The organism is Paenibacillus tengchongensis (genome assembly GCF_008973665.1).
Lineage (GTDB): Bacteria > Bacillota > Bacilli > Paenibacillales > Paenibacillaceae > Paenibacillus_AQ > Paenibacillus_AQ tengchongensis.
In genome coordinates, this window is record NZ_WACP01000001.1 from 632,117 (window position 1) to 650,481 (window position 18,365).

The 18,365-nt window shown below is 56.7% G+C and carries 15 protein-coding genes; 6 read left to right on the plus strand and 9 right to left on the minus strand.

Annotated features, from left to right (window positions below; genetic code table 11):
* Positions 1-65: 65 nt before the first annotated feature.
* Positions 66-1,016 (minus strand): DUF6612 family protein, encoded by a 951-nt coding sequence (locus tag F1381_RS02585; RefSeq protein ID WP_151733252.1) that lies wholly within the window; start codon positions 1,014-1,016, stop codon positions 66-68.
* Between the two features lie 228 nt (positions 1,017-1,244).
* Between F1381_RS02585 and F1381_RS02590 the strand changes: the two genes are divergently transcribed.
* Positions 1,245-2,702 (plus strand): amidase family protein, encoded by a 1,458-nt coding sequence (locus F1381_RS02590; protein ID WP_151733324.1) that lies wholly within the window; start codon positions 1,245-1,247, stop codon positions 2,700-2,702.
* Positions 2,703-2,719: 17 nt separating this feature from the next.
* On the opposite strand, the gene F1381_RS02595 is transcribed toward F1381_RS02590, so the two are convergent.
* The gene (locus tag F1381_RS02595; RefSeq protein WP_222850412.1) at positions 2,720-3,037 is read right to left on the minus strand and encodes a YciI family protein; all 318 of its coding nucleotides are present in this window, start codon (positions 3,035-3,037) and stop codon (positions 2,720-2,722) included.
* Between the two features lie 20 nt (positions 3,038-3,057).
* Positions 3,058-3,609 (minus strand): SLOG family protein, encoded by a 552-nt coding sequence (locus tag F1381_RS02600; protein ID WP_151733253.1) that lies wholly within the window; start codon positions 3,607-3,609, stop codon positions 3,058-3,060.
* A gap of 177 nt (positions 3,610-3,786) precedes the next feature.
* On the opposite strand from F1381_RS02600, the gene F1381_RS28085 reads away from it, so the two are divergent.
* The 4 genes from F1381_RS28085 (at position 3,787) to F1381_RS02620 (ending at position 9,111) form a co-directional block, all read left to right on the plus strand.
* Positions 3,787-4,518 (plus strand): hypothetical protein, encoded by a 732-nt coding sequence (locus tag F1381_RS28085; RefSeq protein WP_187355156.1) that lies wholly within the window; start codon positions 3,787-3,789, stop codon positions 4,516-4,518.
* A gap of 596 nt (positions 4,519-5,114) precedes the next feature.
* Positions 5,115-6,791 carry a spore germination protein gene (locus F1381_RS02610; RefSeq protein WP_151733255.1) on the plus strand — a complete coding sequence of 559 codons (1,677 nt, stop codon included), beginning with the start codon at positions 5,115-5,117 and terminating at the stop codon, positions 6,789-6,791.
* Between the two features lie 24 nt (positions 6,792-6,815).
* On the plus strand, positions 6,816-7,919 hold the full coding sequence (locus F1381_RS02615) for a GerAB/ArcD/ProY family transporter (protein WP_151733256.1): 1,104 nt from the start codon (positions 6,816-6,818) through the stop codon (positions 7,917-7,919).
* The gene (locus F1381_RS02620; RefSeq protein ID WP_151733257.1) at positions 7,912-9,111 is read left to right on the plus strand and encodes a Ger(x)C family spore germination protein; all 1,200 of its coding nucleotides are present in this window, start codon (positions 7,912-7,914) and stop codon (positions 9,109-9,111) included. The genes F1381_RS02615 and F1381_RS02620 overlap by 8 nt, the downstream gene beginning before the upstream one ends.
* 70 nt (positions 9,112-9,181) lie before the next feature.
* Here F1381_RS02620 and F1381_RS02625 read toward each other — a convergent pair whose 3' ends face one another.
* Complete coding sequence (locus tag F1381_RS02625) at positions 9,182-11,212, minus strand: beta-galactosidase (protein ID WP_151733258.1); 2,031 nt, start codon at positions 11,210-11,212, stop codon at positions 9,182-9,184.
* A gap of 124 nt (positions 11,213-11,336) precedes the next feature.
* On the opposite strand from F1381_RS02625, the gene F1381_RS02630 reads away from it, so the two are divergent.
* Positions 11,337-12,173 carry an AraC family transcriptional regulator gene (locus F1381_RS02630; protein ID WP_151733259.1) on the plus strand — a complete coding sequence of 279 codons (837 nt, stop codon included), beginning with the start codon at positions 11,337-11,339 and terminating at the stop codon, positions 12,171-12,173.
* 392 nt (positions 12,174-12,565) lie between these two features.
* Here F1381_RS02630 and F1381_RS28090 read toward each other — a convergent pair whose 3' ends face one another.
* The 5 genes from F1381_RS28090 to F1381_RS02655 form a co-directional block, all read right to left on the minus strand.
* A complete protein-coding gene (locus F1381_RS28090) occupies positions 12,566-12,709 on the minus strand; it encodes a hypothetical protein (protein WP_187355157.1) in 144 nt (47 codons plus the stop codon).
* 40 nt (positions 12,710-12,749) lie between these two features.
* Positions 12,750-14,750 (minus strand): beta-galactosidase, encoded by a 2,001-nt coding sequence (locus F1381_RS02635; protein ID WP_151733260.1) that lies wholly within the window; start codon positions 14,748-14,750, stop codon positions 12,750-12,752.
* Positions 14,751-15,229: 479 nt separating this feature from the next.
* The gene (locus F1381_RS02645) at positions 15,230-16,537 is read right to left on the minus strand and encodes an ABC transporter substrate-binding protein (RefSeq protein ID WP_151733261.1); all 1,308 of its coding nucleotides are present in this window, start codon (positions 16,535-16,537) and stop codon (positions 15,230-15,232) included.
* Between the two features lie 77 nt (positions 16,538-16,614).
* Entirely contained in the window at positions 16,615-17,445 is an 831-nt protein-coding gene (locus F1381_RS02650; protein WP_151733262.1) for a carbohydrate ABC transporter permease, read from the minus strand.
* The gene (locus F1381_RS02655) at positions 17,445-18,326 is read right to left on the minus strand and encodes a carbohydrate ABC transporter permease (protein WP_151733263.1); all 882 of its coding nucleotides are present in this window, start codon (positions 18,324-18,326) and stop codon (positions 17,445-17,447) included. Before F1381_RS02655 ends, F1381_RS02650 begins: the two co-directional genes overlap by 1 nt.
* Positions 18,327-18,365: the final 39 nt, after the last annotated feature.

Consider the following 18,365-nt stretch of genomic DNA (forward strand, 5'->3'; position numbering starts at 1 on the left):
GTGGCCTGCCTGATCCGTAACGAACGCTACGGACCGGGCAGGCCATTTTTTTAAAGCGGATATCCTTATTGTTGCGTCGTCGTCTCAGGCAGCTCGACTTCTTCAGCGTTCAGCGCTTCTTCAGGCACCTTGATCTCCGCAATTTCATTGTGGCGGTCAATCACGCCCGTCATGGTCATGTCGATGCTGATGGTCTGTCCGTCTGCCGGCGCCTCCATCACTATGGTTACATCCGTCCGGGTCGGAAAGAAGGTCTCTTTGTCGACACCGTACACAATATTCATACTCTTGATGTCCATTTGATCCATTGCAGCGGTCATTGAATTATCCGTACCGCCGGCCTGATTCAGATAGCTTTGCGCCAGCTCCTTCACATTGGCTCCTGAGACATCGGCGGTAAGGAGATACTCATTGCCTTCCTCCGTCACCTCGGTATACTCCGTAATGGACTTGAACTGTTCAAGCTGCTTCTCCGGACTGGCCGACTGTTCCAGCGAAGCTGTCATTTGCTGGGTCATGGAAGCCGGCATTTTGAACCATTGCCCGTCCGATTGTGTGTATACACCGTTCTGTGTAACATATTGCTCTATGTCTTGGTCGCCCTGACCCATCATATTGATCTTGGCAACCTGATGCATCTGCAGCGGCTGCTTCGTATACTCGGATTGCGCGGTCATTTCAATTCCCTGCATCTGCGAATCTTCGCCTTGGGAAGCGGTAATATTCTGCGTCATCTCCATGTCAAGAGCAAAGCTCTGCAGCTCCTGGCTCGCCTCGGCCGCTTTTGTAATGAGCTCGTCTACGGAGATCGGCCCTTCCTGGGCCTGTCCGGTTGCGGCTGTATTGTTCGCCCCTGCTGCAGCGGCTGCTGCGTTCTCCGCTCCTGACGTTGCTGCCGCCGTACTCTCGGCTGTAGCCGCAGCACTCTCATTGACCGCCTCGTTGTTCCCGCAAGCCGTCAGAGCCATGGCAAGCGTCATCCCCAGTGCTACTGTTAACCCTCTTTTCTTCAACATAGATTCCTCCCGGTTCGTGGTGTTTACATTTCTCCGCCAGTCTCAGTAAAGAAATGTATGTGGAACTATTAACCAGCTGAGAGTGCTTTTAAATCACTGGTGAATTGTTATCAGACGTACAGATCATCATTTCATAAAATAGATACTGTCCACAGCCGCTCTTTTATGATTAGATGAAAGCGTATGCGACTATTCCAAAAACCATAGAGGGAAAGAAGCGTGATGCTCATGGGCTTTGAGCTTGTGGAAGCTACCATTCCGCAGATCCAGGCAGCGATGGAATCCGGGGAATTAACCGCGAAGCAGTTACTCCTTATGTATTATGAACGCATTGCCGAGCATGACCGGAACGGCCTGACCATCAACTCGGTGCTGGAGCTTAACCCCGATGCGCTGTTCATCGCGGAAGCGCTGGATATGGAGCGTGCCCGGCATGGCGCCCGCGGCCCCCTGCACGGCATTCCCGTGCTGCTCAAGGACAATATCAACACCGGCGACAAAATGCATACCAGCGCAGGCTCGCTCGCGCTGGCCGATTCTTACGCGGCGGAGGACGCTTTTCTGGTTACCGGACTGCGTAAGGCCGGAGCCGTCATCATGGGCAAAGCCAACATGACGGAATTCGCCAACTTCATGACCACCGGCATGCCTTCCGGTTACAGCTCGCGCGGCGGCCAGGTGCTCAATCCCTATAATATCTCTACCCCGACGGGCGGCTCCAGTGCCGGCTCGGCGGTAGCGGTGGCCTGCAATTTCTGCACCGTGTCCGTAGGCACGGAGACCTCCGGGTCCATTCTTAACCCCGGCAACCTCGGAGGCATCGTCGGGTTTAAGCCGACGGTGGGTCTCATCAGCCGCTCCGGTATTCTGCCGCTGTCGAACACCCAGGACACCGCCGGCCCGATGGCCCGGACCGTGAGGGACGCCGTGCTGCTGCTGAACGCCATGGCGGGCGAAGACGGCGAAGATGCCGCCACCGGCACAGGCTCCGGGAAGCGGCATCCGGACTACACTGTATTCCTTGATCCTGAAGGACTGCGGGGAGCCCGCATCGGCATTCCGCGCGATTATTATTTCGAGGAGCTGACAGATGAGCAGCTGGCCATCTTCAACAGCACGCTGGACATCATGCGCAGCCTGGGGGCCACCATCATCGACCCTGCCGACATCAGGACGGCGCGCGATATCAAATACTCGTCCGTCGTGCTCAATGAATTCAAGACCTCGCTCGGCGCCTATTTGGCTAAGCTCGGTCCCGGCGCGAAAATGCGAACCCTGAAGGATATCATCGACTTTAACCATGCCCATCCTACGGAGACGCTCCGCTACGGGCAGAAGACGCTGATCGACGCCGAATATACAACCTCCGGAACGCTCACGGAGCCGCAATATTTGCTTGACCGGCTGACCGACCTGCGGCTCTGCAAGGAGGAGGGCATTGACGCTACGATGCAGGAGCATGGCCTGGATGCGCTGCTGTTCCCGGCCGATTTCGGCGCCCGGATCACTTCGCGGGCCGGTTATCCGTCGATTGTCGTCCCGGCCGGCTACACCTCGGCCGGCGTGCCCTTCGGCGTCGCTTTCGCCGCCAGGGCGTATGAAGAGCCGGCGCTGATCCGGCTTGCTTACGCCTTCGAGCAGCAGCACCAGGTCCGCCGCCCGCCTTCGCTGCGCAGCTTCATCTGAGGCTCCGGCGTCTTCCGTTATTCTGCAGCCATCCCCATATGCCGGTTGCCTGCATGCGACAGGCCCCAGGTGCGCAGCTCATAGCTGCGGATGCCCGTGACGACGTAAGGATCGCGCCGGGCGATCTCCTCCGCTGCCGCCCGGGACTCCGCCCGGACAATGACCATCCCGCCGGGAGCATCGGCGAACGGCCCGCACAGCACCAGCTGTCCGCCGCGCTCCAGCTCCTGCAGATGGGCGACATGCGCCCGGATGATCTCCATATCCCTGCGGTCCTGCTCCGTGGGGCTCAGCAGAATGACATAACAAATATCCTCTTCGAATTCAGTGCTCACTTGACCGGCCTCCTCAAGGTTTAGTCATAACGGTTCTCTTCATCGGCGATGCTCTGAATCTCTTCCGCCAGCAGCACATACAGCCCGTAGCCGCTCTCCGCATGCAGCTTCAGCGCCCGCTCCTTGAAATACTTCGGGCTGCCCTCGGCGGCTTCCTCGTCGTAGAACAGCAGGATGCCGTCGCTCTTGCGGAAGAGCAGCTCGTCCCGTGCCCGGAACTGCCAGGGCCCGTCATACGGCATATTGCTGACGGCCCCGAAGTAGTCCGCACCGGCGATAATCCGCCGGTATTCGTTCTGCTTCTCTTCCTTCCACTTCTCCTCTTGCCCGGTATGGGCGGTAATGATGCCCAGCTTAAGGTCCGAATACTGCTGCTTCAGCTCCAGCACCACCTCGCATGCCCATAAATCCACGCCGTATTGCCCGGGTGTAATCACCCATTCCAGCCCGTCTTCCACCAGCGGGATCAGCCTGGCGGCCAATGCTTTCCGGATATAGGGAATGGCCTGGTGCTTGCCGTCGAAGATGCCGAGCTCATGGGCGCGGTAGCCTGTGACCAGTAAGGTTTTCATGCGCTGCCTCTTTTCTGTTCGTTGACTTCTGTCTTCTTCCACTCTACCAAGCATTATATAACATCCCCGGCTCCAATTCTCACTCCGCACACCGGTTTTCTTTCAGCTGGCTTTCAGGAGCGCTTGCTATATTTCCTGTATCTGGCTATTTAAAGCTACTGAAGGAGGATTTCACCAATGAAAAAATACATACCTGCCCTGATGGTGGGCAGCCTGATCGCGGCAATCATGCTGGCGGGCTGCAGCTCGGGCAGCGATACAGCTGCCCCGCAGGGAACCAATCAAACCGCAGGGTCGGACAACGCAGCAGCCCGGCAAGGCGGTCCCGGAGAGCAAGGGCAGAACGGTATGAACCGGCAAGCGATGAATTTCGGCAAAATCAAAAGCGTAAGCGGCTCCACCATCACGGTGTATACCGCCGAGATGCCGCAGCGGCCGCAGAACGGCGCCGGGGGCCAAGCGCCGGAGGGAGGGCAGCCGGCCGAGGGGCAGGGCACGCCGCCGGAGGGCGGACAGCCGGCGGATGGGCAGGGCACGCCGCCGGAGGGCGGACAACCGGCGGATGGTCAGGCTGCAGGCGCCGAAGGCGGGCGCGGCCAAGGCGGCGGCATGCGCGGCGGGATGATGCAGAGCTTCTCGGAGGAGACCACCGACATTACCGTTCCCGACGGTACGAAGGTGCTGTCCGTCACCTTTGAGAACGGCGAGCGCAAGGAGACGGAGATCAGTCTGTCCGACCTCAAAGCGGACGACATTATCCAGTACACGCTGAAGGAAGGCACCGCCGAAGCGGAGAGCATTACGCTCAGCACCGGCGGCTTCGGCGGCGGACAAGGCTTCGGCGGCGGTGCGCCGGGAGCCGGCCAGGATGGCGGCGGAGACGCGGCGGCCAGCAGCGGCAGCAACTAAACAACACGGCAGCCTGCACATCAGTTCAGGTTCAACATCAGCGCAAACCGGCCCTCTTGATTCCTGTCTCAACAATTGAGAATAAGAGAAGCACTAGCTCAGACACAACTAAATAGGCTTATACAGAAATAAAGGTATTTTCTACCTCTAATTTCAGCCCGTAGGCCACTTTCAGCAGATTAGTGATATAGATAATTTTTACCTTTATTTCTGCAAGCCAGGTCGACTATACGCATTAGAGGCAGGTTTTGCCCCTAATTTGCAAACCTATCCGCCCTTTCGCTTCCCGCAGGAAGCCGGAAGGGCCTTATTAGTGTTTCCGGACAGTAGTCCCGTTGCCCCGCCACAGTCCTAACCATACTCAAACAAGCCCACTCGGATAGCACTTGAATTCATCTCCATCTTTATCTCCATACCCAGCTCCTTCTCCATTTCATTCTCCTTCCCCTCTCCTGTACACACTCCACTTTGCGGGCTCCAGGTTGATAAATTTGTCATTTTCGGCAAAAGATAAGCAGACCGAGTAGTTTGTTATTGTGTCCCATTTGTTTGTCATTGTATCGCCGTAACTTTAGCCCGGGGGAGGTACTGTCCAGATGTTGTCATCCATTATTGCTCATATTCCGGACTGGCTCGTCTTCTTTCAGGCAGCCATTGCTTTCCTGCTTCCCGTCGGTGCTAACTATCTCTATAACATATTGAACGCCTGGGGCAATACCGGAAGGTTCACGGCAGCTGCTGCCGGCCGCAATGCAGCACATAAAGACAAAACGGCGCTTTCTGCATCCCAGCCATCCCCGTCCTCCGCTTCCGGCACCCCCTTCAGCGGCAATTATGCCGCCGATTTGCAAGCGATCCGCAGCGCCATCGGCAGCAACAGCGATCTTCATTTCAGAGAGTTCCCGCTGACGAAGCTGCACACGAAGGGAACGCTGATCTATGTAGACGGGATGCAGAACGACCGCCTGCTCAATTTGCGGATTATGGAGTATCTGATGTTTGAGGCCACTGCAGATACGCTGGCCTCCCCCTTAAATAGTGTGCCAGCGATGCCATTCAGCGATTTAACCGCGGCCGCCGATTTGACCGCTTTTAACAGATCGGTATTGTTCGGACACGCCGGCCTGCTGATCGACGGGATGCCGCATGGGCTGCTGATCGAACTTCCGGGCGGCGCCAACCGCAGCGTGACGGAACCTGTCTCCGAAGCGCTGCTGCGCGGCCCGCGCCTCGGCTTCTCCGAGGTGCTGAGCGAGAATACCTCCATGCTGCGCTGCCAGGGGTTCAGCGACGGGCTGGAGCTGAAGAGCTACCGGATCGGTAATCAGATGCAGAAGGATCTGGTTATCGCCTACATGAAGGATATCGTGAATCCCGAGCTTCTGCAGGAGGTGGAGACGCGAATCTCGACGATTGATTCCGATTTCCTGGCGGAATCGGGTTATGTCGAGCAGTTAATTGAAGATAACTGGCTTAGCCCATTTCAGCAGGTTCAGAATACGGAGCGGCCCGACCGGGTCATCAGCGCCCTCATGGAAGGACGGATTGCCATCCTGCTGAACGGAACGCCATTTGCCCTGATTGTTCCGGTTACGTTCAGCATGCTGCTGCAATCCCCGGAAGACTACTATGAACGCTGGCTGCCGGGGTCTCTGCTGCGGATGCTGCGCTTCGCCGCAGCTTTCCTGGCCCTGATGGCCCCGGCGCTGTATATCTCGTTCATCTCCTTTCATCCCGGACTGATACCAACCGAGCTGGCCATTTCGATCATCGAGGCAAGGCAAGGCGTTCCTTTTCCCTCCATCATTGAAGTATTGATCCTGGAGGTATCCATCGAGATTCTCCGCGAAGCCGGAATCCGGCTGCCCAAGCCCGTCGGACCGGCCATGGGCATCGTCGGCGGGCTGATTATCGGCGACGCCGCCGTTAACGCAGGCATCGTCAGCCCGTTTCTGGTTATCGTAGTCGCTGTTACGGCGATTTCCTCCTTCTCCATTCCGATGTACAGCGCCGGAATTACCCTCCGGCTCCTGCGTTTTGCCGGAATGCTGTTCGCCGCTTTTCTCGGGATGTTCGGGACGATTCTGTTCTTTCTGCTGCTGTGCAGCCATTTGACCAAGCTTAAGAGCTTCGGCGTGCCTTACCTGACGCCCGTTTCACCTTTTAGGCTCCGCGATTGGAAGGATCTCTTCTTCCGGGCGCCTCTCTCGCTGATGAAGCGGAGACCGGCCATGCTGAAGACGCAGAACGACCGGCGGAAGTCAAAAGTCTGATATTTTGCAGAAGGAGGCCAGAATTTGTTTACTAGAACCGACGATAAAATCACGGCGTCTCAGGCTGCCGTCTTCCTGAACAACAGCGTACTGGGTGCAGGTATATTGACGCTGCCTCGGGGGGTCAGCGAAGCGGTAAAAACTCCGGATTCCTGGATCTCTATCCTGCTAAGCGGGGTCATCGTGATGCTGGTCATTCTGCTGATGGTGAAGCTCAGCCAGCAGTTCCCCGGACAGACGGTCTTCCAGTACGCCGGACGAATCTCCGGCAAGTTCATCGGAGGCCTGCTCTGCCTGCTGCTCGCTATTTACTTCGTTGTCCTCGCTGGCTTTGAAATCCGCTCGTTAGCCGAGGTCACCTTGTTCTTCCTGCTGGAAGGCACGCCGATCTGGGCTGTCATTGTGCCGTTCATCTGGGCAGGCACTTATCTGGTCTGCGGCGGCATCAATTCGATCGCCCGCGTCTTCCAGATCATTCTTCCCATCAGCATTGTAGTATTGCTTATCTCCTATGGCGTCAGCCTGCGGCTGTTCAACCTTGATCATCTCCGGCCGGTGTTAAGCGACGGCATCGCTCCCGTATTAAGAGGGCTCAAGCCGACAGTACTCGTCTACACGGGCTGCGAAGTGACCATGACACTTGTCGCTTTCATGCAGCAGCCCCGCCAGGCTGTCAAAGCCATGCTGGCCGGTATCGGGTTACCGCTATGCCTCTACCTATTGACGGTTCTGGTGGTCATCGGGGGACTTTCCATCGACTCCGCCATTACCAGCACCTGGCCGACCATCGACCTGATCCGCAGCTTTGAGATTACAGGCTTTTTCGTTGAACGGCTGGAGTTCCCGCTGATGGTGATCTGGCTGATGCAGATGTTCTGCAATTTCTGCAGCTTCTTTTTTCAGGCTTCGCTCGGGTTCTCGCAAATCTTCCGGCTGAAGCTGAAACCGGTCATCTTTGTTATGGTGCCGCTGATTTTCCTTGCCTCCATGGTGCCAAAGAGCGTGGGGGATGTCTTCGCCCTGGGCGATGCGATCGGAAATATGGGGATCGCCCTGTTCATCCTGATTCCGCTGCTTCATTCCGGCATATGGCTGCTGCGCAAGAAAGGGGTGAAGCAGAATGGTTAGACGAACCGTCATAGTATCGCTGTGTCTGCTGTTCTCCGTCTTGACGTCCGGCTGCTGGAGCAGCAAGGAAATTGAGGATCTGGCGCTGTATACCGGCCTGGCACTGGATGTCGGTGAGCCGGCCCCGGTCGAGAAAGAATTCGAGGAGAAAGGAGGAACATATTCCAAGCAGAACAAGGTGGTGGCTACTGTCCAGGTCGTCCCCATCAAATCGGCCAGCGGCTCCATGGACAAAAAAGGGGGCGGGGGCGGCGGCCAACAGAAGCCTTACAGCAATGTATCAGGGGCCGGCGATTCCATTCTGGAAATCTTCCGGCAATTCTCCATCCGCCGGGATCGCCCGATCATCGGGCATCATCTCAAGGTGATCATTATTTCCGCCGAGCTGCTGAAGCGTCAGACCATCTCGCAGCTGATGGATTTTGTGATGCGTGACAACGATATCCGTCCAAGCACCATGGTGTATATCAGCCAAGGCACCGCCAGAGATACCCTGACCTCCGACCAGCCGAACGAGATCCCTTCTTTTCATATCATGGGGATGATCCGCAACCAGAGCAGGACGAGCAAGGTGCTGAGTCCGGTTACGCTGGCAAGGCTGGATGCGCTCACCTATTCCAAAAGAAGCTTTGTGCTGCAGAATCTCATTAAAGGAGACGGAGAAGTTGAATTTTCGGGGGCGGGTATCGTCAAGGGGGACACCGGGCACTGGATCGGGTTTCTCAATCAGGAAGATACGGAGTGCGTAGCCTGGCTGAACAATGAGGGCAAAGCCGGAGCGATCAAAGCGTATGACAGCAGCGGCGAACCGATGACCTATGAAATCAAGGCAATGGACAGTAAAATTACAGCCACGGCAGACGGCGGCTGCATTTCCTTCTCCGTTAAGCTCTCTTCTGAAGGCCGGTTTATTGAAACCTGGAACGATCAGGACACTTCTTCCTCGCAGGAGTTTGCGGACAATGCGGGCCGGATCTTTGAGGCCAAGCTGGCGAAGATGATGCAGGCCTTGCTCGGCAAGCTGCAGAACGAATATCAGTGCGATGCCGCCGGGTTCGGGGACAAACTGGCCATTCAGCAGCCCGCTGTCTGGAAGGAGGTAAAGGATCACTGGGATGAGGCCTTCAGTAAAGCAAAGATCGAGATTACCTATGATCTGAAAATAACCGACTTCGGTTCATTTACGGAATGAGCCCAGTTGTACAAAAAAAGACGGGCTTCGCAACATACGAATGCCCGCCGTCTTATTACTGATTGTCCGCTTAGCTCTGGCTGGACAGAATCATTACGCCGCGTCCCGGTACTGTAACAGAACCGCTGTGCGTCTCACCCATCAGCAGATCGGTACGTTCTGCCGGACCGATGTCGGCGGTAAGCTCGCCCTCATGGTGATTGAGCAGGAACAGGAAGGACACGCCGTCCTTCACGCGCTGTACGGATTCGATCCCTTGCGGTGCGCGCACCAGCGGCTTGATGCCGTTCTCTGCGCTCAGGTTGGCCAGGAAGCCCTGCAGGAAGGCCTGCTCCGGACTGCTGGCTACGTAGTACGCCTTGCCTTGGCCGAAGCTGTTCACCGTCAGCACGGGCATGCCTTTATAGAAATCCGAACCGTACTGTGCCAGCACTTCGGCACCTTCGGAATGAATCAGGTCGCAGAGCAGATTGCAGGTGTAGGCGCCGCCCAGCTCACCCCACTGCTTGTTCATGACGATCTGATTGCTCATCTCCGGCAGCAGCGCATCGATCTCCTCGGCCCAGATCCCCAGCACCTTGCGCAGCTCTCCCGGATAACCTCCGACAGTCACCAGATCGTTCTCATTGACGATGCCGCTGAAGAATGTCGTAACAAACGTACCTCCTGCCTGTACAAAAGCCTCCACCTTCTCGGCAAAGCCCGGCTTGATCATATACAGCACCGGTGCGATAACGATTTTGTATTTGGACAAGTCTTCTTCGATCCCGATGAGATCGGCTTCGATGTTCTGCTGGTACAGCGCATCGTAATACTTATGCACTTCCTTCATATAATCCAGCGCGACCGTCGGTCCGCTCGACAGCTCCAGCGCCCAGCGGTTATCCCAGTCGTAGAGAATGCCGATTTCGGCGGCGCTTCGCGCATCCAGCAGCGCGTCTCCAAGCTGCTCCAGCTCGCGGCCGAGCTCTGCGCATTCACGGAAGACGCGGGTGTGCTCATGCCCGACATGCTCGATCACCGCGCCGTGATACTTCTCGCAGGCTCCAATGGAGCGGCGCAGCTGGAAGAAGAGCACCGTGTCCGCGCCGCGGGCAACGGCCTGGTAGCTCCACAGCCGCATGACTCCTGGCCGCTTCACGGAGTTGTAAGGCATCCAGTTCTGCTGGCTCGGCGTCTGCTCCATCAGCATGAACGGCTGGCCGTTCTTCAGTCCGCGCATCAGGTCATGCGTCATTGCCGTAAAGCTGACCGGCGTATCGAGCGCAGGATAGTTGTCCCAGGAAATTACATCCATGTGCTTGGCCCATTTGAAATAATCCAGTCCCGGATAAAAGCCCATCAAGTTCGTCGTTATCGGTATGTTCGTGCTGTGCTCCTTAATCGCATCATACTCGATCTTGTAGCATTCCAGCAGGCTGTCGGACATGAAGCGGCGGTAATCGAGCGAGATGCCCTGGAAATTCGTGCGGTTGCCGTCCCACTCCTCGCTTAGCTCATTCGGCAGCACAATCTCTTCCCAGTCGTAGAAGGTATGGCTCCAGAACCGGGTGTTCCAGGCTTTGTTGAGCGCATCCAGCGAGCCGTAACGCTCCTTCAACCATACGCGGAACGCCGCAGCGGATTCTTCCGAATAGTCATGCCCGCCGTATTCATTGGAGATATGCCAGCAGAGCAGCGCCGGATGATCCTTGTAGCGCTCAGCCAACTTGCCCGCCAGCTTGGCGGCGAACTTGCGGTAGACCGGGCTGTTCGGGTTGGAGTTGTGGCGGCCGCCGAATTTGCGCTTGCGTCCCTTCTCATCCACGCGCGTTACTTCCGGATAGCGGCGGGCCATCCAGGCGGGATGAGCACCGGTGCTGGTCGCCAGAATAACGTAAGTCCGATTCTTATATAAACGGTCGATCAGCGCATCGAGATGGGAGAAGTCATAGACCTCTTCCGAAGGCTGGATCAGCGCCCAGTTGAATACATTAATGGTTGCGACATCGATGCCCGCCAGCTTGAACATCCGCTCGTCCTCAGCCCATACCGGGGCGTCCCACTGCTCGGGATTGTAATCTCCGCCGTACCAGATTTTCGGCAATTGTTCGTTGATCACCTGTTGCACATCCTTTATTGTTGTATAATTATATTCCTATTGTATACACAACCATTTTCCCTTTATATATAAAATAATGTCCATTATCATATAACAATATGGAACTACAGGAGGCACAAATATTATGCTCGCTCCGGATCACCGCCGCATTATTTTCGCCCGTGAGGGCGGTCAGCAGCTGCCCCTCACGCTGGAGAGTATGGGCTACAACCCCAACCAGGAAGCTGTATCGCGCCCGGATGGTTATCATATTTATCACTGGCTGCAGACGGCCGGAGGCGAAGGGCTGCTGAAGCTCGACAATGCCGTGCTGGCCCTTCCCGAAGGCTGCGGGGTGCTGCTGCTTCCGGGAACGCCGCATCGCTATAAAGCCGTCTCCGCGCGCAAATGGGGCACCTACTATCTTACCTTCGGCGGCGGCGCGGCGGAGAGCATTGTGGAGACGCTCGGCATGCAGCCGAACGGGCTGTACCGCTGGGAGCCGGAAGCTCCCCTATCGCAGATGATCCTGGACATGCTGGACAGCCATGACGCAGCCGGGGATATCTTCAGTCTCGCCGCCTCCGCAAGCGCCTACCGCTTCCTGCTGGCCTTGGGCACGTTCGGGCAATCCCGGAACAGCGCCAGCCTTTCCCGCAATGCCGACAAGCTGCAGCCGCTCTTAAAGTGGATGGACAGCCATTTCGCTGATCCCGACATCGGCCTGCATGATCTGTCGGCCCAGCTTGGCGTATCCGGCCGTTATCTCGGCAGCCTGTTCATGCAGACCTTCAGCCTGTCGCCTTACGCCTACCTCGTCCGCCTGCGCATCCGCAAGAGCAAGGAGCTCCTGATCAGCCGCCGCGACTTGACCGTCAAGGCCATCTCCGGGCAGGTCGGCTTCCGCGACGTCAGCCACTTCGTGGCCACCTTCCGCAAGCTGTCGAACATTACGCCGGAGCAGTTCCGGCGGCTGCACTAGACGCCTGTTCCTGCGGCGGATGCAGCCGCACCGTGTAGTTCCGGCGGCTGTACAGGCCGCCTGCGGGCGTGGCGGTTGCAGCTGCGCCTGCAGTTGCACCGGCTGCAATGGTGTATACAGCTCCACTTGCCCAGCTCAGTTAGCCCGCCGACCAAAACAGGCTGCTCCTTCATCAACTCAGGCAAGACTGATGGCCCGCCGGCCTACATTTAGTTGGAAAATCGCAACTTAATATTGCCAATCCGGGCTGCGCTAAACATCTAAGTGGAAAAGCGCCACTTAATTCCAGCAAAATCAGCTTTCGTGAAGCCGGTTGCCCAAATTAGTTGGCGCAAATCCCATTAGCTTGCAAGTTTTCACCATTTCCCTAAAATTAGTTGGCGATTATCCACTTAGTACCTCTCCTCCGCCGCCGGTACGCACGGGTTCTCCAGCGATTTTACTGCCGGGGTGTACGAGCCCATCAGCTTTATTGCCGCCGGAGCGCGTGAGCTCATCAGCTTTATTGCTGCCGGGCACATGATCTCTCCAGCCATTTTGCTGCCCGCCGGAACCGGCTCCCCGATCCTCCTTCTCCTACCCCTCCAGAATCTCCACGCCGTACGCTTCCAGTGCGACCTCCCCGGCGCGCAGCGCACCATCGTAAAGTGCGCTGCGGTAGCTGCCGGGCAGCACGACGGTCTGCGGCGTGCGGCTCAGGTTCAGCAGGAACAGGAAGCTGCCGGCTTCGCCGCTGCGCACCGTCGCCTGCACACCTTCCGGCAGGCCGGATATATGGGGCACGCCGTATTTGTCGGCGAGCCCGCCCAGCAGCTGCGCCCAGTAGCTCTCCTCGGCCTGGGTGCCGAGGTAATAGACCTCGCCGCGGCCGCAGCGGTTCACGGTCACCGCCGGTATTCCGGCGTAGAAATCGTCGCCGTACCAGGCCAGCGGCTCAGCCGTGACCGGTGTCAGCAGGTCGCACCACTGCGTGCAGGTGTAGCTTGTCCCCTGCGCATCGACAATGGTGTGCGCTTCGCCGCCGATCGGGTCGTATTCCTCCACCCGCACCCCGGCGCAGCCACTGAGCAGTCCCGGCAGCGGCTGCATGACGCAGACGTTGTTCAAGTCCTTCACACCGCTGCGCGGGGTCAATACCAGCGCGCCGCCCGCTTCCGCATAAGCTTCGAGCTGCGCTGCGGTAGCCTCGTCCAGCACATACAGGCTTGGCGCGATCACTATGCTGTAGCCATCCAGCGGTTCGCCCAGCCGAATGACGTCGCAGCCGATGCCCAGCTTCGTCAGCGCTCGGTGGATCAGCTTGATGTTCTCGTAGTAGTCGAACCCCTCCGACTGCTTCTGCAGATCCAGCGCCGCCTTCTGCTCGAAGGAATGCAGAAGAGCCACCTTATGGCGCAGCTTGGTTCCCGCAAGCTGCCCTCCCAGCGCGTTCACCTCGGCGCACAGCCGGCTGAACTCGGCAAACCGCCGGCCCGGCACATTGCTGTGATCGATCAGGCCGTGCCAGTACTGCTCCGCCCCGACCGCCGCGCTGCGCCAGCGGAAATGCACCACCGTATCCGCGCCGCGGGCAATCGCCTGCCAGGCATAGGCCCGCAGGAGCCCGGGATACGGTGTGCGCCACATCGGCATCCAGCAGCCCGGCGGCCCGCTCAGCTGTTCCATGATCCAGAACCCGCGGCGCTTGATGCCGCGCGTCAGGTCCAGCGACAGCGCCCCGCTGTAGGGCGTTGTCGCCTGCTTCGCCGGGGAGGTGTTCGGATAGTAGTCGAACGCCGCCACGTCCAGATCCGCCCCGGCCGCGTACAGGTCAAGCCGCTGCGGGTAGCTGTGAAAGTTATGCGTGATGAAGTGCTCCGGGCAGTGCTCCCGCAGGATCGCCACCTGCGTATGCTGGTAATCCGTCACGCTGTCCCACTGAAACCGCTGGACATCGAGCAGGAACGACGGATTCTGGAACGGCGAGCCGCCCAGCGGAAGCGTCAGCTCCTCCCAGGAGCTGTACTCTCCGCTCCAGACCACCGTGCCCCAGGCGCTGTTCACCGCTTCCAGCGAGCCATATTTTTCCTGCACCCAGCGGCGGAAAGCAGCGGTGCAGGAGTCGCAGCAGCAGTCAATGACGCTGAACTCATTGTCCGTCTGCCAGCCGATGACCGCAGGATGCCCGCTGTAGTGCCGGGCCAGCCGCTCAATGATGCGGCTGCCGTACTCCCGCAGGGACGCGCTGTTGTAACAGCGGTGCCCGCGTACGCCCGGATGGAAGGTCTGCCCGTCCGCGAAGACCGGCAGCACATCCGGGCAGGCCGTGGTCAGCCAGCGCGGCGGCGTAGCCGTCGGTGTCCCGATGACCACCTGGATGCCGTAGCGGTGGAACAAGTCCACCGCGCGGTCCAGCCAGGCGAAATCGAATTCCCCATCCCGCGGCTCCAGCCGGCTCCAGGCGAATTCGCCCACCCGCACAACCTTGACCCCGGTCTCCTGCATCAGCCGGACATCCGGCTCCCACATGGCTTCCTCCCAGTGCTCCGGATAGTAGTCCACGCCCATCTGCACCTTGTCATAACTCTTCATATTCATTATCACATTCCTTCCTCTCCCAAGCTCCTGTCCCATTTCCAACCTATTTACTCCCCGTTTGTCTTAGAAAATTCAGCACCGGGCTGCTAAACTACACACAATGCCCCTGTAGTCTCCCTGCCCACTGCTCTCTATTCACTACTGTCTATCCACTGCTCTCTATTCACTGCTCTCTATTCACTACTGTCTATCCACTACTCTCTATTCACTGCTCTCTATTCACTATTCCCTACCCTTACTCACACTCAGTCCCACGCCCAACTCCCTACTCCCTACTCCCAACTCTCTACTCTCTACTCTCTACTCTCTACTCTCTACGCCCAGTATACCGCAGGTCCCCTATCCGCCGATAACCAAAAGCGCCCCCCGGCTCAGCTCTAATCAAGAGATGAACCGGAAGGCGCTCCGCGAATCCACTTTTTCCAAACTACCTACTTATTATTGTCTCTATATATTGTCTCTATATGCCCGGTTGCTGCTTATTTCTTCAGCTTGTCCCAAGCGGCTTGCATGGCTGTTTCCCAGCCGGCTTCGTCCACTTTGTCCGCGATCAGCTGCTGGATCACGCTGGCGAACTCTTGAGTTACACCATCAGGGAATTTAGAGGACTGCAGTCCGTATACTTTGCCTTCCTGTACATAGTTCCATACGTCGGAACCCAGATCGCCAATGTCTTCAGGGTTGGCTTCGATGGTCGACAGAGCCGGGATGAACTTCCACTTCTTCGTGATGTATTCTTTACCCATGTCGGAAGTTACGAGCCAGTTCAGGAAGGTCTTAGCTTCTTCTTTAGAAGCGGAGTCCTTGTTGACTACCAGGTTAGCCGGGATACCAACGGTCATCTTGTCGTTCTTCTCGGCATCTTCATTGATCGGCATAGGGAACATACCGATGTTCATGTCCGGAGTGATGTTGTCGACCAGTGTCTGTGCCCAGTTGCCTTCCTGCATCATCGCTACTTCACCATTGGCAAACATAGCCAGGTGAGTATTGGCGTCAGTGGTCAGCGGGTTCTTTTGGCCATATTCTACAGTCAGCTTGAGCAGGTTGCTCCAGTCTTTAAATACCGGGTTGCCTACGATGGAGGCTGTTCCGCCGTTCAGTCCGGCGATGAATTCATCCACATTGTCCTGCTGTGCAAAAGCTACGCTGATGCCCTGGTTACCCAGCAGCCACCATTCCTGGTACGCGTTGCCGAAAGGAATAACGTCGATCGCCTGCAGCTTCTTCGCAGCTTCTTCCAGTTCAGACAAGGTCTTCGGAGTTTCAGTGATGCCTGCTTTTTCAAACAGGTCCTTGTTGTATACATAGCCGATACCTTCAAGGTTCATTGGCATACCGTAGGTTTTGCCGTCCTTGGTCATCGGTTCTGCAGCCAAAGGAATCAGATCCTTCACCCAAGGCTGGTCGGAGAGGTCTTCCAGCTTGTCGCCCCACAGATCCATTTCGGCATAACCACCGTTGGAGAAAATGTCAGGAGCGTCGCCGGAAGCGAATTTCGTCTTCAGGGCAGCCGCATAGTCGGCACCGCCGCCGACAGTCTGGATGTCGAGCTTGATGTTCGGATATTCTTTTTCGAATTCAACCTTCAGTTCATTGAGGCCTTCGACGATTTCCGTCTTAAACTGGAAAATCTTAACCGTTTTAGTTTCGCCGCCGGCATTGCCAGCGCTTCCATTTTGTGCGTTATTAGAAGCATTATTGGTATTGTTGCCGCCGCATGCCGCGAGGACAACCGACATCAGCATGACGCTGGACAGCATAACTGCAGAGCGTTTCTTCATCATTTGTGTTTCCCCCTTAATTGTGTTTGCTTGCCTTATAAAAAGATATAGAGCTTATATGGTGGAACGGGGGCCCGGTGTTAACCTTTCACCGAGCCGGCCGCAATACCCTCAACAATGTAACGTTGCATGAACAGATAGAAGACTACAATTGGAGCAACTCCGAGTGTCAGCGCCGGAAGCGCCATATCCCATTGCTTCGTGTATTGTCCGAAGAACGAGAAGGTTGCCAGCGGAATGGTCCGCAGCTCCGGTGCCTGCAGAATCAGGGACGGAAGTAGGTAGTCATTCCAGATGCCGAGCGCGTTCAGGACGATGATCGTCATGAGCATCGGCTTGAGCAGCGGAAGCACGATCCGGAAGAATACCGTCAGCGGATTACAGCCGTCAACGGTTGCCGCTTCTTCAATCTCCAGAGGTACAGATTTGATGAACCCGTGGAACAGGAAGATGGCCATCGGGATACTCAGACCCAGGTTGGTCATGAGAAGACCCGGAATGGAGTTGTTTACGCCCAGGACGTTAACGACCTGCAGAATCGGAATCATGATCGTCTGGAACGGAACCACCATCGCCGCCACGAACAGCAGCAGCAGGAAACGGTTGAACTTCGAGTCGGCCCGCACCATGCGGTACGCTGCCATAGCTGCGAACAGGGCAATCAGGATTACGCTGATAACAGTAATGATAATCGAGTTCCGGAACGCTTCCGAGAACCGGGCCAGCTTCCAGGCCTGCGAGTAGTTGGACCAGATGAATTCGGTCGGCCAGGCCGCCGCATTGCTGAGAATCTCACCAAACGATTTCACCGAGTTGGCGAGCAGGAAATAGAATGGCGACAGGAACAGCAGGGCAAGGAGAATCATAATGATTTCCAGGCCAAAGTTCCATCTTTTGCCTTCTTCCTTCATTACGCTTCAACCTCCTTGCTCTTGGTCACCCGGACCTGAATGACAGTGATGATGGCGACGATGACGAAGAACAGCAGCGCTTTCGCCGTACCCAGACCATATCGGTTATTCAGGAACGCTTCATTATAGATGTTCATCGCTACAGATTCGGTCGATTTAAACGGTCCGCCTTTCGTCAGGGAAAGGTTCAGGTCGAACATCTTGAAGGACCAGGAGATGGCGAGGAACAAGCCTACAGTAACAGCCGGCATAATGAGCGGAACGATAATGCTGCGGAGCACCTGCCCGCGGGAGGCACCGTCGATTTCCGCCGCTTCCAGCACTTCCTTGGAGACGTTGTTCAGCGAAGCGATGTAGATAACCATCAGGTAACCGGAAGACTGCCATACGAACACCATGACGATTGCCCAGAAGCCGGTAGTCGCATCGCCGAGCCACGGAAGATTAAAGAAGGACCAGCCCGTAAGATCGCCCATCGTGGCGAAACCTTTGATGAAGATGAACTGCCATATAAAACCAAGCAACAAGCCCCCGATTACGTTAGGCATAAAGAAGATGGTGCGGAGCATATTGCGTGTTTTTAATGCTTTGGTTAAAAAATAGGCCAGGAAAAAGCCTACTACGTTGGTCAGTACAACCCCGAGCACAGTGAACCGCACTGTAAACCAGAAGGATGACCAGAAATCCGGATCATTGGTGAAGATCATTTTAAAATTGTCAAAGCCTACCCAGGCTACGTTGCCGGATACGCCGTTCCAGTCGGTGAAGGAATAGTACATCCCCATCACAAACGGAATAATCATGACCACAGTGAAAAACAATACTGCCGGGCCAACGAAGAAAAGCTGCTGACCGAATTGAGACGACTTCGAGCCGCGCATTTTACCCGTCCCCCCCTTTCTTTTACTCACTTACTTGTT

Bases quoted from the DNA above. Each gene is read 5' to 3' on its own strand.
- F1381_RS02620 (WP_151733257.1), top strand. From the start codon at position 7,912: ATGGTTAGACGAACCGTCATAGTATCGCTGTGTCTGCTGTTCTCCGTC.
- F1381_RS28090 (WP_187355157.1), bottom strand. From the start codon at position 12,709: ATGGCTGGAGAGATCATGTGCCCGGCAGCAATAAAGCTGATGAGCTCA.
- F1381_RS02600 (WP_151733253.1), bottom strand. From the start codon at position 3,609: ATGAAAACCTTACTGGTCACAGGCTACCGCGCCCATGAGCTCGGCATC.
- F1381_RS02610 (WP_151733255.1), top strand. From the start codon at position 5,115: ATGTTGTCATCCATTATTGCTCATATTCCGGACTGGCTCGTCTTCTTT.
- F1381_RS02585 (WP_151733252.1), bottom strand. From the start codon at position 1,016: ATGTTGAAGAAAAGAGGGTTAACAGTAGCACTGGGGATGACGCTTGCC.
- F1381_RS02630 (WP_151733259.1), top strand. From the start codon at position 11,337: ATGCTCGCTCCGGATCACCGCCGCATTATTTTCGCCCGTGAGGGCGGT.
- F1381_RS02635 (WP_151733260.1), bottom strand. From the start codon at position 14,750: ATGAATATGAAGAGTTATGACAAGGTGCAGATGGGCGTGGACTACTAT.
- F1381_RS02655 (WP_151733263.1), bottom strand. From the start codon at position 18,326: ATGCGCGGCTCGAAGTCGTCTCAATTCGGTCAGCAGCTTTTCTTCGTT.
- F1381_RS02645 (WP_151733261.1), bottom strand. From the start codon at position 16,537: ATGATGAAGAAACGCTCTGCAGTTATGCTGTCCAGCGTCATGCTGATG.
- F1381_RS28085 (WP_187355156.1), top strand. From the start codon at position 3,787: ATGAAAAAATACATACCTGCCCTGATGGTGGGCAGCCTGATCGCGGCA.
- F1381_RS02650 (WP_151733262.1), bottom strand. From the start codon at position 17,445: ATGAAGGAAGAAGGCAAAAGATGGAACTTTGGCCTGGAAATCATTATG.
- F1381_RS02590 (WP_151733324.1), top strand. From the start codon at position 1,245: ATGGGCTTTGAGCTTGTGGAAGCTACCATTCCGCAGATCCAGGCAGCG.